General features: G+C 63.4%; 14 protein-coding genes. 12 read left to right on the forward strand and 2 right to left on the reverse strand.

Annotated features, from left to right (window positions below; genetic code table 11):
- Positions 1-63 precede the first annotated feature (63 nt).
- Positions 64-495 carry a hypothetical protein gene (locus BLV41_RS17445; protein WP_074712741.1) on the reverse strand — a complete coding sequence of 144 codons (432 nt, stop codon included), beginning with the start codon at positions 493-495 and terminating at the stop codon, positions 64-66.
- 43 nt (positions 496-538) lie between these two features.
- Positions 539-1,183, reverse strand: a complete 645-nt coding sequence (locus BLV41_RS17450; RefSeq protein ID WP_044576042.1) for a trimeric intracellular cation channel family protein — start codon at positions 1,181-1,183, stop codon at positions 539-541.
- A 72-nt stretch (positions 1,184-1,255) separates the two neighbouring features.
- On the opposite strand from BLV41_RS17450, the gene BLV41_RS17455 reads away from it, so the two are divergent.
- The 12 genes from BLV41_RS17455 (at position 1,256) to BLV41_RS17510 (ending at position 14,085) form a co-directional block, all read left to right on the forward strand.
- On the forward strand, positions 1,256-2,197 hold the full coding sequence (locus BLV41_RS17455; protein ID WP_074712742.1) for an ABC transporter ATP-binding protein: 942 nt from the start codon (positions 1,256-1,258) through the stop codon (positions 2,195-2,197).
- A gap of 1 nt (position 2,198) precedes the next feature.
- Positions 2,199-3,419 (forward strand): ABC transporter permease, encoded by a 1,221-nt coding sequence (locus BLV41_RS17460; RefSeq protein WP_074712743.1) that lies wholly within the window; start codon positions 2,199-2,201, stop codon positions 3,417-3,419.
- Positions 3,420-3,424: 5 nt separating this feature from the next.
- Positions 3,425-4,873, forward strand: a complete 1,449-nt coding sequence (locus BLV41_RS17465; RefSeq protein ID WP_074712744.1) for an MFS transporter — start codon at positions 3,425-3,427, stop codon at positions 4,871-4,873.
- Positions 4,874-4,953: 80 nt separating this feature from the next.
- The gene (locus BLV41_RS17470; protein ID WP_044576050.1) at positions 4,954-5,649 is read left to right on the forward strand and encodes a sirohydrochlorin chelatase; all 696 of its coding nucleotides are present in this window, start codon (positions 4,954-4,956) and stop codon (positions 5,647-5,649) included.
- 129 nt (positions 5,650-5,778) lie between these two features.
- A complete protein-coding gene (locus BLV41_RS17475) occupies positions 5,779-7,554 on the forward strand; it encodes a nitrite/sulfite reductase (protein WP_074712745.1) in 1,776 nt (591 codons plus the stop codon).
- Positions 7,551-8,264, forward strand: a complete 714-nt coding sequence (locus BLV41_RS17480) for a phosphoadenylyl-sulfate reductase (protein ID WP_074712746.1) — start codon at positions 7,551-7,553, stop codon at positions 8,262-8,264. Before BLV41_RS17475 ends, BLV41_RS17480 begins: the two co-directional genes overlap by 4 nt.
- Positions 8,261-9,190, forward strand: coding sequence for a sulfate adenylyltransferase subunit CysD (gene cysD, locus BLV41_RS17485; protein ID WP_074712747.1), 930 nt, complete (start codon positions 8,261-8,263; stop codon positions 9,188-9,190). The genes BLV41_RS17480 and cysD overlap by 4 nt, the downstream gene beginning before the upstream one ends.
- Positions 9,190-10,566 carry a sulfate adenylyltransferase subunit 1 gene (locus tag BLV41_RS17490; RefSeq protein ID WP_074712748.1) on the forward strand — a complete coding sequence of 459 codons (1,377 nt, stop codon included), beginning with the start codon at positions 9,190-9,192 and terminating at the stop codon, positions 10,564-10,566. Before cysD ends, BLV41_RS17490 begins: the two co-directional genes overlap by 1 nt.
- Positions 10,567-10,743: 177 nt before the next feature.
- Positions 10,744-11,175: a VOC family protein gene (locus BLV41_RS17495; RefSeq protein WP_074712749.1), complete on the forward strand. Its 432-nt coding sequence runs from the start codon at positions 10,744-10,746 to the stop codon at positions 11,173-11,175.
- A gap of 144 nt (positions 11,176-11,319) precedes the next feature.
- Positions 11,320-11,970: a nicotinamide riboside transporter PnuC gene (gene pnuC, locus BLV41_RS17500; RefSeq protein WP_074712750.1), complete on the forward strand. Its 651-nt coding sequence runs from the start codon at positions 11,320-11,322 to the stop codon at positions 11,968-11,970.
- A 2-nt stretch (positions 11,971-11,972) separates the two neighbouring features.
- On the forward strand, positions 11,973-13,076 hold the full coding sequence (locus tag BLV41_RS17505; RefSeq protein WP_074712751.1) for an AAA family ATPase: 1,104 nt from the start codon (positions 11,973-11,975) through the stop codon (positions 13,074-13,076).
- Between the two features lie 358 nt (positions 13,077-13,434).
- On the forward strand, positions 13,435-14,085 hold the full coding sequence (locus tag BLV41_RS17510; RefSeq protein WP_244516958.1) for an NUDIX hydrolase: 651 nt from the start codon (positions 13,435-13,437) through the stop codon (positions 14,083-14,085).
- Positions 14,086-14,100 lie beyond the last annotated feature (15 nt).

The raw sequence follows: 14,100 nt of genomic DNA on the forward strand, positions 1-14,100 counted from the left end.
AACGCAACGCTACCTCCAGAGGAAGAATATTCCCATAGCTGGAGGTAGCCAGTTAGCCAGTCGCTAGTCGTCTTCGCTCAGGACCTCGGTGAATACCCATTCGAGCATGTCAAACACAAACTCACTGAAGGTGCCCTCTTCATTGACCCACTCGCCCGTGGCGTTGTTGCGGCGCCACACAATGGGGTCCGGAACATCAGCCTGATCGGCAAGCATGCCCCAGGTGTAGCTCTCTTCCTCGTCCTCGAGGAAGAGCAGGTAGCCGTCCTGGATTTCGAATTCTTCCGGATCCCAGAAGTAGTAGTACGCCTCCATGATGTCTTCACAGTTGCCCAGTGCATGCAGGAATTCGCGCAACGCCAGCGGGACAGTGATCTTCAATTCCGCAAAGACCGCTTCCAGGTCAGCCCATTCGATCCCGTCGGCTTCCTGCCACGGTTCCTCCAGGTACTGGGGCACCAGGCCGCGGAATTTCTCTACGAACATGTCAGACATTCAAATCTCCGAAAATTGGAATTTACGCACTCAGAGTTCAATTCTAGCCGCGGCGGGCACGGCGCGGTGTCCAGCTGCGGGCTGCAAGGGGCGCATGCCAGCCATAGTGCAGACTCAGCATGCGAAGGGTGAAAACCACCACGGCTGCGGCGGTTCCGGTCGTTAGGTTCAGCCAGCCCAGATGCCACAGCCCGGTGGCCAGGCCAGCCCCGATGAAGGCCGGGATGGCGTACAGATCCTTGGGATCAAAAATGCTCGGGACCTCGTTGGCCGTGATGTCGCGCAGAATCCCGCCGCCCACAGCGGTGGTGACGCCCAACAGGATCCCGGCCACCGGGTTCATCCCCGTCTCCAGGGCCTTGAGCGTGCCGGTGACACAGAACAAGGCCAGCCCGCCGGCGTCGAACATGAACAGGAGCCGGCCGCTGCGCTGGACATTCTTGACGGTGAAATAGACCAACAGGGAGGCAACAAGGGGCGGCGCCAGGTAGATGGGGTGGCTGAACGCGGCGGGGGGTCCCTGATTGAGAATCACATCCCGCACCACCCCGCCGCCAAGTCCGGCCATGGACCCCAACAGCACCGATCCAACTAGGTCGAAACCCTTCCGGGCTGCGAGCAGACTGCCGGAGACGGCGAAGAAAAAGACGCCCAAAAGGTCCAGCAACAACGGCAGTTCAACGGTCATAGGCTCAATCTTTGCATCGGTGGATCCCAAGTTTCGCCCTGTTGATGACCGCATGTGACTACGCTGGGCACTATGAACGCCTCCACGCCGCTGATTCACGTGCACGACTTCCACATGCACTTTGGTCAAAAGAAGGTTATTGAGGGACTCTCCTTTGACGTTGAACGCGGCGAGACGTTTGGTTTTCTGGGCAGCAATGGAAGTGGAAAGACCACGACGATCCGGGCTTTGCTGGGCATCTACCGTCCCACGGCGGGAACCTTGGAGATCAACGGGAAGGTTTTCAGCGACGATTTTGGCTCCCGGCTGGGCTACCTGCCCGAGGAGCGCGGGCTGTACAAGAAAGAATCCGTGCGTGATGTCATGGCGTACTTTGGCCGGCTCAAGGGACTGTCTCGCGTCGATGCGCTGCATTTTTCGAACGACTATCTGCAACGGGTTGATCTGGCAGACAAGGCGAACGTGCGGGTGGACAAGCTCTCCGGGGGAGAGCAGCAAAAAATCCAGCTGGGCGTGACCATCATGAATGAACCCGAGCTGTTGATCCTGGATGAACCAACCAAGGGCTTCGACCCCGTGAACCGGCGCCTGCTCATGGACATCATCGAAGAACGCAAGGAGGCGGGGGCCACGGTCATGATGGTCACGCACCAGATGGAGGAGGTGGAGCGGCTGTGTGACCGCATTATTCTTCTCAAGGACGGTACAGCCCATGCCTATGGCACCATCGCGGAAGTCCAACAACAATTTGGTGGCCGGACCATCAGGGTCAAATACTCCGGCAGCATCCCCGAATCAACGCACTATGCCATCACCCGGTTGGAGAACAACTATGCCGAGCTGAATGTGGACGAATCCGTTGATGAGGCGCAGGTCTTGAAGGATCTGGTTCTGGCCGGAGTGGTGGTTCGCGGATTCGAGGCAGCCAGACGGAGCCTTGATGACATCTTCATCGAGGTATACGGCGAAGGTGCCGGCGGGCCCTCCCACGCCGCGACTGAAAAGGTGGCCTGAGATGGCCCGGCACAACCTCGGCACTGTGGTGCAATTTGAATTCACTCGAACGGTGAAGAAGCGCCGCTTCTGGATAGCGACCCTGGCCATCCCCGTCCTGTTGGGGATTGTCTTTGCGCTGATTTTTGCCAGCAGCACCTCAACACAATCGCGCGCAGATGCCCTCAAGGACCAGAGCCTCGAGTTCACGTATTCGGACGCCTCAACACTGATTGATCCTGCCCTGGCCAAGGCCATGGGTGGAACGGAAGAAAAGGATCCTGCCACCGCCGCGGGCCGGGTCCAAGCCGGCACCCTCAATGCTTACTTTGCTTTTCCCGCCAGCTTGGTGGCTGAACCGGTTCTGGTGTTCGGCACGGATCAAGGCATCTTTAAGAACGGCAGTTATGACGCCGTTGCCAGGCAACTAGTTGTTCTCTCGGCACAGAAGCAGGTGGGAACACCTGAGCTGGCGGCCGCTGTCCAAGGTAACTTCAGCACGGATTTGCAGACGTTCAAGAACGGCGAGCGTTCCGGTGGACTGGCCACGGTGGTACCTCCGCTGCTGTTCCTGGTTCTGTTTTATGTTGTGATCATTTTGCTGGCCAACCAGATGCTGGCCTCAACCTTGGAGGAGAAGGAAAACCGGGTCACCGAGATGATCCTGACAACGCTGAATCCCACAACGTTGGTGGTGGGAAAAGTGATTTCCCTGTTCCTTGTTGGCGCCGTTCAGTCAGTGGTTTTTGCCGCCCCCATGGTGCTGGGCTACGTGTTCTTTCGCGAACAACTGGATATGCCGGACTTTGACGTCTCCGAACTGCAATTCCAATTTCTCCCCATGCTGGTGGGAGCCCTGCTTTTCATCGGCGGCTTCATCTTGTTCACGGGAGTGTTGGTGGGGATCGGCGCGGTCATGCCTACGGCCAGGGACGCCAGCGCCGTATTTGCGCCTGTCATGATCATGATGTTCATTCCGTTTTATGTTGTGACGTTGGTGGTCAGTGACCCCGGATCCATGATTGTTCAAATCTTCACATTCTTCCCGTTCACGGCTCCCGTCACCGCCATGCTGCGTAACGCCTTCGGATCGCTCAATGGAGTATCGGCGGCCATTGTAATTGCCGAACTGTTCATTTTTGGGGTTCTGGCCCTTCGCCTTGCCGTGCACCTGTTCCGCTACGGATCGATCGAATACTCCCGCAAGCTTTCCCTGCGCACCGCGTTCTCACGGAAGGCCTGAGGCAGGTGCAGGCGGTCCAGCGCCGCGTGTTGTGGGTTGCCATCCTGGCCTCATTCGTGGCGTTCCTGGACGGCGCCATCGTCAACGTTGCCCTGCCTGCCATGACGCGGGAGCTCGGTGGCGGCATCACCACACAGCAGTGGGTGGTTGACGCATACCTGCTGGCGTTGGGTTCATTGATCCTCATCGCCGGCTCACTGTCAGACACCTTCGGCCGCGTGAGGATTCTGCGCGCCGGCCTGTTCATCTTCGGTGCCGCGTCGCTGGCCTGCGCGCTGGCCCCCACCGCGTTGCTGCTCATCGTCTCCCGCGGCGTGCAGGGTGCCGGCGCTGCGCTGCTGGTGCCCAGCTCGCTGGCCCTCATCACCTCCACCTTCAGCGGTGCCGCGCAGGGCAAGGCCATTGGCTCGTGGACGGCCTGGACGGGAACGGCATTCCTGGCCGGACCCCTCGTAGGCGGGCTGTTGGTGGACCTGGCCACCTGGCGGTGGATCTTCGCCATCAACGTCCTGCCCATCGCCGCAACGCTGTTCTTCCTGAAGGGCCTGACGCTGCCGGTCTCCGTTCCCGCCCCTCCGGTTCCGGCCCTGACGCACGACGGCGGGACCCCCTCCGCGGCCCCGCCTCCTTCCGTCACTGCCGCGCGCCGCACCCAACGCATCGACATGATCGGGGCGGTGCTGGCCGCCGTCGGACTTGCCGGGACCGTCTTTGCCTTGATCGAACAAGAACGGCTGGGCTGGGGGAGCGTGGCAGTGTGGCTGCCGTTTGCCGCGGGCGTGGTTGCGCTTGGGGCGTTCCTGTGGTGGGAACACCGGACCCCGGCACCCATGATGCCGCTGGGGCTTTTCAGGATCCGCAATTTTGGCATGGGCAACGTGGCCACCACGTTCATTTATGCGGCCCTGTCACTCGGCCAGCTCATGGTGGTGCTGTTCCTGCAGGAGATCGCCGGGTTCACGGCGGCGCAGGCGGGGCTCGCCTCCCTGCCAGTGGCCGTGATCTCCCTGGTGTTGGCCGGGCCGTTCGGCACCATGGCCGGCAAGCACGGGCCGCGGCTGTTCATGGCGGCCGGGCCCGTGGTGGCCGCCGGCGGGTACGCGCTCATGGCCACGGCCGCCGAACCGTTCAACTTTTGGTTGCAGATCCTCCCCGGGCAGCTCGTGTTTGCTGTGGGGCTCTCCATCACCGTGGCCCCGTTGACGGCCGCCATTCTGGGGGCCGTGCCGAAGGAGCAGTCCGGGATAGGTTCGGCCATCAACAACGCCGTCGCCCGTGTGGCCGGACTGATTGCCGTGGCCCTGGCCGGGGTCATGCTGGGCGGGGTGCTGGACCATGAATCGTTCCGGCGCATCATGGTGATCACCGCGGTGCTGTTCCTCGCCGGTGGGCTGGCCTCGGCCCTGGGCATCTCCAACGCCGCCGCACGCAGGGTGCGGGACGCCGCCTCCTGACACAACATGCACTCCCGCAGCCCGCTGCACGGTGCCCGTAACGTAGATTGGCAGCAGAAAAACTCGTGAAAGGACGGCCCATGGAGCACCAGACGGTCATGATTGCTTGCGCACACGGCACCGACAACGCGCAGGGGCAGGCGTGCATCAACCAGCTCCGGGCGGACATAGGGCGGCTGCGCCCGGGCCTTGAGGTATTGGAAGCTTATGTCGATGTGCAGGAGCCGGCTCTCCCGGACGTTGTTGCCCACTTGGCTTCCGGGGTCCGCGCAGTGGTTGTCCCGCTGTTGCTGACGGTGGGCTATCACGTGCAGGTGGACATAGCGCAAGCAGTCGCCAGCCGCCCAAACACCTTGGCCGCGGCACCACTAGGGCCAGATCCACGCTTGGCCAAGCTGCTCGATGAGCGGCTGGGGGAGTTGCCTGCCGATTGGGGCATTGTTCTCGCCGCGGCAGGCTCTTCACGGCCCGAAGCCGCCGAACAAATTGAAGTTTTGGCGGCCGATCTGGCGGTGCGTCGTCCGCAACGCATCCTTGCGGCATATGGGGCAAGCGCCCGGCCCTCTGTCCCGGAAGCCGTGGAACAGTTGCGCGCTGCAGGTGCTCCGGGGGTGGCAGTGTCCTCCTACCTGCTGGCCCCGGGCTTTTTCCACGACCAGCTCGCGCTGGCCGGTGCAGATCAGGTGGCCGCGCCGCTGCTGCCCTCCGCACTGTTGGCGGAGTTGGCACTGGAACATTTCGATCGCGCCATATCAGCGGCAAGTGCGGCAGCCTGAGCTAGGCGGAGGCGCACAACCGAAAGCACAACCAGGCCCTAAATGGGGCGTATGACGAAATGTTGCCCAAGGTGAAGCCGCGTTTCATTTGTTGTTTGTCCGTCCCGGGACGCAACCTACGCTCGTCATATGACACAGACAGCTCTAGCCGGAGCGAACGCCTCTGGCAATGAAACTGACTCCGCGACAGTTTCCGCCGATGCACCCGCCAAGCGACCCGTAAGGGCACGCCCTGCGGCCAAGCCTCACGGCCAGTGGAAAGTGGATGGCACCACGCCGCTGAATCCCAATGAGACGTGGAAGCAGGAAGACGGCGGGCTGAGTGTCCGTGAGCGGATCGAGACCATCTACGCCGATGGCGGCTTCGACAGCATCGAGAAGACAGATCTGCACGGCCGTTTCCGCTGGTGGGGGCTGTACACCCAGCGCAAGCAGGGAATCGACGGCGGCAAGACCGCCACCCTGGAACCCCATGAGCTTGAAGACAAGTACTTCATGCTCCGTGTCCGCATCGACGGCGGGTCCCTGACCACCGAGCAACTGCGCGTGATCGGGCAGATTTCAACTGACTTTGGCCGCGACACCGCGGACCTGACTGACCGCCAGAACGTCCAGCTGCACTGGGTGCGCGTTGAGGACGTCCCGGAGATCTGGAACCGCCTCGAGGCGGCCGGGCTGTCCACCACCGAGGCCTGCGGCGACGTGCCGCGCGTCATTCTGGGTTCCCCCGTGGCCGGCATTGCCAAGGACGAGATCATTGATCCCACCCCCTTGATCAAGGAGGTCAGTGCCCGGTTCATTGGCGATCCGGAGCTGGCCAACCTGCCCCGCAAGTTCAAGACAGCCATCACCGGCCACCCGTCCCAGGACGTGGTGCACGAGATCAACGACTTCGCCCTGGTGGGTGTCATTCACCCCGAGCTGGGTGTCGGCTACGACCTCTGGGTGGGTGGCGGCTTGTCCACGAACCCGCGACTGGCCGAGCGTCTGGGTGTCTTTGTTTCACCCGAGGTTGCCGCCGAGGTGTGGCTGGGCGTCACCAGCATCTTCCGCGACTACGGCTACCGCCGCATGCGCACCAAGGCCCGCCTGAAGTTCCTGCTGGCCGACTGGGGCCCCGCCAAGTTCCGCCAGATCCTGGAGGACGAGTACCTGGGCCACAAGCTGCCCGACGGCGACGCCGCGCCCAAGCCCACGTCCCCCGGTGACCACATTGGCGTCCACGAGCAGAAGGACGGCAAGTTCTTCATTGGCGTCACCCCCACCGTGGGACGGGTTTCGGGCACCATCCTGACTGCCGTGGCCGACGCCTTGGAAGCCCATGGCTCGTTCCGCCTGCGCACCACCCCGCACCAGAAACTCGTCATCTTGGACGTGCCCAAGGAACAGGTGGAGCCGCTCATCACTGTGCTGGACGGCCTGGGCCTGTCCGCCCGCCCGTCACTGTTCCGGCGCTCCACCATCGCCTGCACCGGCATCGAGTACTGCAAGCTGGCCATCGTGAACACCAAGGACACCGCGGCCACGGCTATCAGTGAACTTGAAACACGTTTGGCTGATCTTGTCGACACGAAGGTGCTGACCCAGCCGATCGCGTTGAACATCAACGGCTGCCCCAACTCCTGCGCCCGCATCCAGACCGCTGACATCGGCCTGAAGGGCATGATGCTTCCCACGGACGACGGCGGCACCGCCCCCGGCTTCCAGGTCCACCTGGGTGGCGGGCTGGCCACCGACAACCGGGTTGAGGCAGGCCTGGGCCGCACCATCCGCGGCTTGAAGGTCACCGCCGCCGAGCTGCCCGACTATGTGGAACGTGTGGTGCGCCAGTACGTTGGCGCCCGCACCGACGGCGAAACGTTCGCCGAGTTCGCCCACCGCGCCGATGAGGAGCTGCTGAAATGACAACTACAACGCTCCGCTCACATGACGAGCTCAAGGCCATCGCCGAGGCCGGCGCTGCCGAGCTGGCGTGGGACGCGTCCGCACAGGAGGTCATCGCCTGGGTGTCGCGCAACTTCGCAACCGGTGCCGCCGCCGTTGCCTGTTCCATGGCCGACGCCGTGCTGCCGGCGCTGGTTGCCGATCAGCTCCCCGGCGTGGACGTGCTGTTTCTGGACACGGGCTACCATTTCCCGGAAACCTACGCCACACGGAATGAGGTGGCCGAGAACCTGCGCGTGAACATTGTGGATGTGTTGCCGCTGAACACCGTGGCAGAACAAGATTCGTTGTTGGGTAAGAACCTTTTTGCGAGCGATCCAGCCCAGTGCTGTGCACTGCGCAAGGTTGAACCGCTGGGCCGTTCACTTTCCGGGTACGAGCTGTGGTTCACCGGAGTTCGCCGCGACGAGGCCCCCACCCGCACCGACACCCCGCTGGTGGTGTGGGATGAAAAGAACGGCCTGGTCAAGGTAAATCCCGTGGCCACCTGGACGTACGAGGAGCTGATCAGCTACTCGGATGACAATCTTTTGCCCGTGAACCCCCTGCTCAGCCAGGGCTACCCGTCGATTGGCTGCGCACCCTGCACCAACAAAGTGGCCCCCGGCGCCGACCCCAGGAGCGGCCGCTGGGCCGGAACCTCCAAGACAGAATGCGGACTACACGTATGAGCACCCAAACTATTGAAACCCCTGTCGGGTCGGCCGAACTGAACTCGCTGGACCTGCTCGAATCCGAGGCCATCCACATCATCCGTGAAGTCGTGGCAGAGTTCGAGCGCCCCGCGCTGCTGTTCTCCGGCGGCAAGGACTCCGTGGTCATGCTGCACCTGGCCACCAAGGCGTTCTGGCCCGGCAAGGTCCCGTTCCCCGTGCTGCACGTTGACACGGGCCACAACTTCCCCGAGGTCATTGACTTCCGCGACCGCACTGTGGAGCGCCTGGGCCTGCGCCTTGAGGTGGGTTCCGTGCAGGACTTCATCGATTCCGGCGAGCTGGCCGAGCGTGCCGATGGCACCCGCAACCCGCTGCAGACGGTCCCCTTGCTGGATGCCATTGCCAAGAACAAGTTCGACGCCGTCTTCGGCGGCGGCCGCCGTGACGAGGACAAGGCCCGCGCCAAGGAGCGCATCCTGTCCCTGCGCGACGAGTTTGGCCAGTGGGACCCGCGCAACCAGCGCCCCGAACTGTGGAACCTGTACAACGGCCGCCACACAGTGGGCCAGCACGTGCGGGCATTCCCCATCAGCAACTGGACCGAGCTGGACATCTGGCGCTACATCGCCCGCGAAAACATTGAACTGCCGGGCCTGTACTACGCCCACGACCGCGAGGTCTACGAGCGCGACGGGATGTGGCGTGCCGTGGGCCCTGTGTCCGAGCCGCGCCCGGATGAGGAAGTTGTCATCAAACAGGTCCGCTACCGCACCGTGGGCGACATGTCCTGCACGGGCGCCGTGGCCTCCGACGCAACAACTGTCCACGACGTAGTACGTGAAGTTGCCGCCTCCACCCTGACAGAACGTGGCGCCACCCGGGCCGATGACCGCATCTCCGAGGCAGCCATGGAAGACCGCAAGAAAGACGGCTACTTCTAATGAGCACAGTTACCGAGACCCCGCTGGCGCACGCCACGCTGTTCCGTTTCGCCACCGCCGGCTCCGTCGACGACGGCAAGTCCACCCTGGTGGGCCGCCTGCTCCACGATTCCAAGGCAATCCTGGCCGACACGCTCGACGCCGTCGCCCGCACCTCAGCGGACCGCGGCTTCGGCGGAGAGAACGGCAGCACGCAGAAGATCGACCTGGCGCTGCTGACCGACGGCCTGCGCGCCGAGCGTGAGCAGGGCATCACGATCGATGTGGCCTACCGCTACTTCGCCACGGACCGCCGCAGCTTCATCCTGGCCGACTGCCCCGGACACATCCAGTACACCAAGAACACGGTGACGGGCGCGTCCACCGCGGATGCCGTCGTCGTGCTCATCGACGCACGCAAGGGTGTGCTGGAGCAGACCCGCCGGCACCTGTCGGTGCTGCGCCTGCTGCGCGTGCCCAACGTACTGGTTGCCGTGAACAAGATTGACCTTGTGGACTTCAGTGAGGACGTCTTCCGCGCCATTGAGTCCGACGTCCAGTCAGTTGCCGCGAGCATCGGCCTCGGCGACGTGGTGGTCATCCCGGTGTCCGCGCTGGAAGGTGACAACGTGGTGGAACGCTCCGCCCACACCCCTTGGTACACGGGCGCCAGCCTGCTGGACTTGTTGGAGACGCTGCCCACCACTGACGAGCTGGAGCGCGGCCTGGAGCCGTTCCGCTTCCCCGTCCAGCTGGTGGTCCGCCCGCAGGGTGCGCTTGCACCTGGGCTCACCCTCGCGGACGACGCCGGAGCCTCCTTCCGCGACTACCGCGCCTATGCCGGTCAGGTCGCCTCGGGCGGAGTCTCGGTGGGAGAAGCAATCACTGTTCTGCCCTCGGGCCGCACGGCCACAGTGGTGGGCATTGACTTTGCCGGCCGTTCGCTGGAGCGCGCAGTGGCCCCGCAGTCGGTATCGCTGCGCCTGAGCGAGGAGATCGACATTGCCCGCGGCGACGTCATCGCAGCGACCGGCACCTTCGGTGAGGTCAGCCAGGACCTGTACGCCGAGCTGTGCTGGCTCTCCACCAAGCCGCTGCGCGAGGGCGCCAAGGTGCTCATCAAGCATGGAAGCAAGACCGTGCAGGGCCTCATCCGTGCCGTGACCGGCAAGCTGGACCTGGAAACCTTCGAGCTGCAGGCCGCCTCCGGACTGGACCTGAACGACATCGGAACGGCCCAGATCCGCTTGGCGTCTCCGCTGCCCGTGGAGTCCTACGCCCGCCACCGCCGCACCGGCGCGTTCCTGGTGATTGACCCGCAGGATGGCAACACGCTGGCCGCGGGCCTGGTCAACGATCACCCCGGCGACCATGAGGATGAGCGCTACAGCATCTGATTGCCTCCGGCCGAAAATGCCGCCGTTCCCGCAAATTGCCGCCGTTATAGCGTCGGCAATTTCCGGGAACGGCGGCATTTTTCGTAGTGGTTGCCATTGACACCGCCGCAGAGGTTCGTAAGCATGAAACTATCCATACAAATTCTGGGCCGTTGAGGCCGTATCGAGGGAGAAATCATGCCAACGCAAGTATTCGTCAACCTTCCCACCGGCAACGTGGACCGCTCCAAGGAGTTCTTTACGGGCCTCGGCTGGAAGATCGAGCCCAACTTCACGGATGAAAACGCTGCCTGCGTTGTCATCGACGAAAACATTTACCTCATGATGCTCACGTACGACTTCTTCGCCACGTTCACCGACAAGCCCATCATGGATCCTGCCAATCAGCTCCAGGTGCAGACAGCCCTGAGCCGTGACAGCCGTGAGGATGTCGACGCCCTGCTTGAAAAGGCGCTTGCCGCCGGCGGCAAGGAGCCCCGGCCTGCCCAGGACATGGGGTTCATGTACTCACGCGACTTCGAGGACCCCGACGGCAACTGGTTCAGCATCCTGTGGATGGACCCGAAGGCCGCCGAACAAGGCCCGGAAGCATTCATGGCAGAACAGTAAGGCAGAGCAGCTGCGCCGATAGTCGAGCTGATCGACGTTGGTCGAGCTTGTCGAGACACACGTCTCGACAAGCTCGACAGTCTGGCGCCACACCTGTGCTAGAGTTATTATCAAGTTGATAATAACTCTTCATAAGGGGATGCCATGAATATCATCGACTGGCTCAACGCCACAGCATTCACGCTCATCAACAACCCGGTCACGTGGGTTGAGGTCATTGGGTTCGTTACCGGTGCGGCGTGCGTGTGGGGAGTGGCTCGGCAGAAGATCTGGAACTGGCCCGTTGGCATCCTGAACAACGTTGCCTTCGCCATCTTGTTCTTGGGCGCCGGCCTCTATGGGGAAATACTCCTGCAGGTCATCTTCGCCGTGATCGCCGTCTACGGCTGGATCAAGTGGAGCCGCGGTGCAAGCGGAAGCGTCGGGAGCAACGATCTCCTCATCCGCAGTGCAACGCGAGCCGAGACACTCGCGGGGGTGGCCGCCGTCGTACTGGCAACTGCGGCGATCGCCTACCTGCTGCACGCGGGCACGGATTCGCTGGTGCCCATCCCCGACGCATTCGTGCTGGCGGCATCGCTGGTGGCCACGTACGCACAGGCCAAGAAGATCTTTGAGCACTGGCATGTGTGGATTGCGATTGATCTGGTCTCAATCCCGCTGTATTTCAGCCGCGGCCTGGCCCTGACCGCGATCCTTTACATCGGCTTCCTGGGCTTGTGCATCTACGGCTTGGTGGGTTGGAACCGGATCCGCGCAACGAAGAGCCCAGAACTCGCAACGGCAGGAGTCTAGCCATGAATAAGAACGCGCTTGTCATCGGGAAGTTCTACCCGCCGCACGCCGGCCATCGGCACCTCATCGAGACCGCGGAGGCTGAAGCGGAACACGTTTACGTCTTGGTCCAGGGCAGCCGCTTCGAATCGCTCACAGTGGAGACTCGGGCGGCCTGGTTGAAGGAAGAGTTCGACGGCGCCAATGTCACCATAGTGCCGGTTCGCAACGACTGCCCCGTGGACTACGCCAGTGACGAGATCTGGACGGCCCAGATGGAGAACATGCGGTGGGCGCTGAAGGTTCGTGGCGTGGAGAAGATCGATGCCGTCTACAGCTCGGAAAGCTACGGGGCCCGCCTGGCCGAGGCGTTCGGTGCCATCCATGTAGCCGTAGACCCGCAACGCAGGAACCACCACATCAGCGGCACCGCCTGCCGTGACGACCTTGCCGAAAACTGGCAGCAAATTATCCCGGCGGCCCGGTGCGGAATGGCCGTCCGGGTGATCGTGGTGGGCGCCGAATCAACCGGCACCACTACTCTCAGCAAGGCGCTCAGCGAGCACTACCGCCCACAGTTCCCAGCCTTGGTGGATGTTCCGGAGTATGGACGGCACTACACCTACGAGTTGCTCGAGGCGCTCCAGCGAACCAATCCGGACGCCGCTGTCGAGGATCTGGTGTGGACAGACACCGACTTTGCTGTGATCGCCGCCCGACAAACGGAGATGGAACAAGCGGCAGCCGAATCAGCCCCTCTGGTCATCGCCGATACCGATGCCCTGGCCACGACCCTCTGGGAGCGTTACTACCTGGGGGAGGGCAGCTACGGATCGTTTGGTGCCCTGGACCGGCTGCCACACCGTGACGTGTACCTGTTGACCGATCACACGGGTGTTGACTTCGAAGACGATGGCTGGCGCGAGGGCGAACACCGTCGCCCCGAGATGACCGAATGGTTCAAGGAAGCCCTGACCGAGGAAGGGCACTCCTGGATCCTGGTCACCGGCAGCCGGGAGCGCCGCCTCGCCACAGCTACCGCCGTCATTGACGCGATTTTGGCACAGCAAGCGGCTTTCACCTCGCCCGTTTGGGCAGGTCGCACCGTCCTGGAGCAGGCCGCATGATCCCCGACGGCTCCCACCACTCGCAAGCTCGCGGCGGGCCCCTCGCCGCCGGGGGCCCAGCCGACGGCTCCCACCACTCGCAAGCTCGCGGCGGGCCCCTCGCCGCCGGGGGCCCAGCCGACGGCTCCCACCACTCGCAAGCTCGCGGCGGGCCCCTCGCCGCCGGGGCCCAGCCGACGGCTCCCACCACTCGCAAGCTCGCGGCGGGCCCCTCGCCGCCGGGGGCCCAGCCGACGGCTCCCACCACTCGCAAGCTCGCGGCGGGCCCCTCGCCGCCGGGGGCCCAAATGCCGAAGCCGAGTTCCTTGCCGGTTACGATCCCGCGGAGTTTCCGCCCGTCGCCCTGACCGTGGACCTAGTGGTGTTTGCCGTGGCCAAGGGGGTGCTCCACGTTGCCTTGATCGAACGCGGAGCGCAGCCGTACCTGGGCCAGTGGGCGCTGCCCGGAGGTTTTGTTGGGCCGGATGAAAATGCTCTTGGCGCCGCGTACCGCGAGCTCGAGGAGGAAACCGGGTTGGCACTGGGCGAACACCGTGTTTTTGTGGAGCAGCTGGCCACGTATAGCGAACCTGACAGGGACCCGCGCATGCGGGTTGTCTCCGTGGCGCACTTGGTCCTGTTGGAAGGCGACGGCGACACCCTGCCGGTGTTGGTTGCCGGTACTGACGCTGCCAAGGCTCAGTGGCTGCCCGTTCATGAGTTGCCCGGGGAGCAGCTGGCCTTCGACCATGCGCAGATTGTCGCGGCCGGGTTGGAACGCTTGGCCGGAAAAATGGAATACACCACCATTGCCGCCCGGCTGGTCCACGAGGAATTTACGCTGTCCGCACTCCGCGACGTTTATTCAGCCGTGTGGCAGGTGGAGCTGCCGGCGGGAAACTTCACCCGAAAAATGCGTGCCTCCCTCACCCCCACAGGGCGAAAGATGCAGGCGGTGGGGGCTCCGGCGTCGCTCTTCACCGTGGAGAGCGAATGGATCTCGCCGCCCTGGAGCAGGCCCTCCGGGTAGCCGCTAAATGCGGCT

The sequence above is a fragment of the Arthrobacter alpinus genome (assembly GCF_900105965.1).
GTDB classification, from domain to species: domain Bacteria; phylum Actinomycetota; class Actinomycetes; order Actinomycetales; family Micrococcaceae; genus Specibacter; species Specibacter alpinus.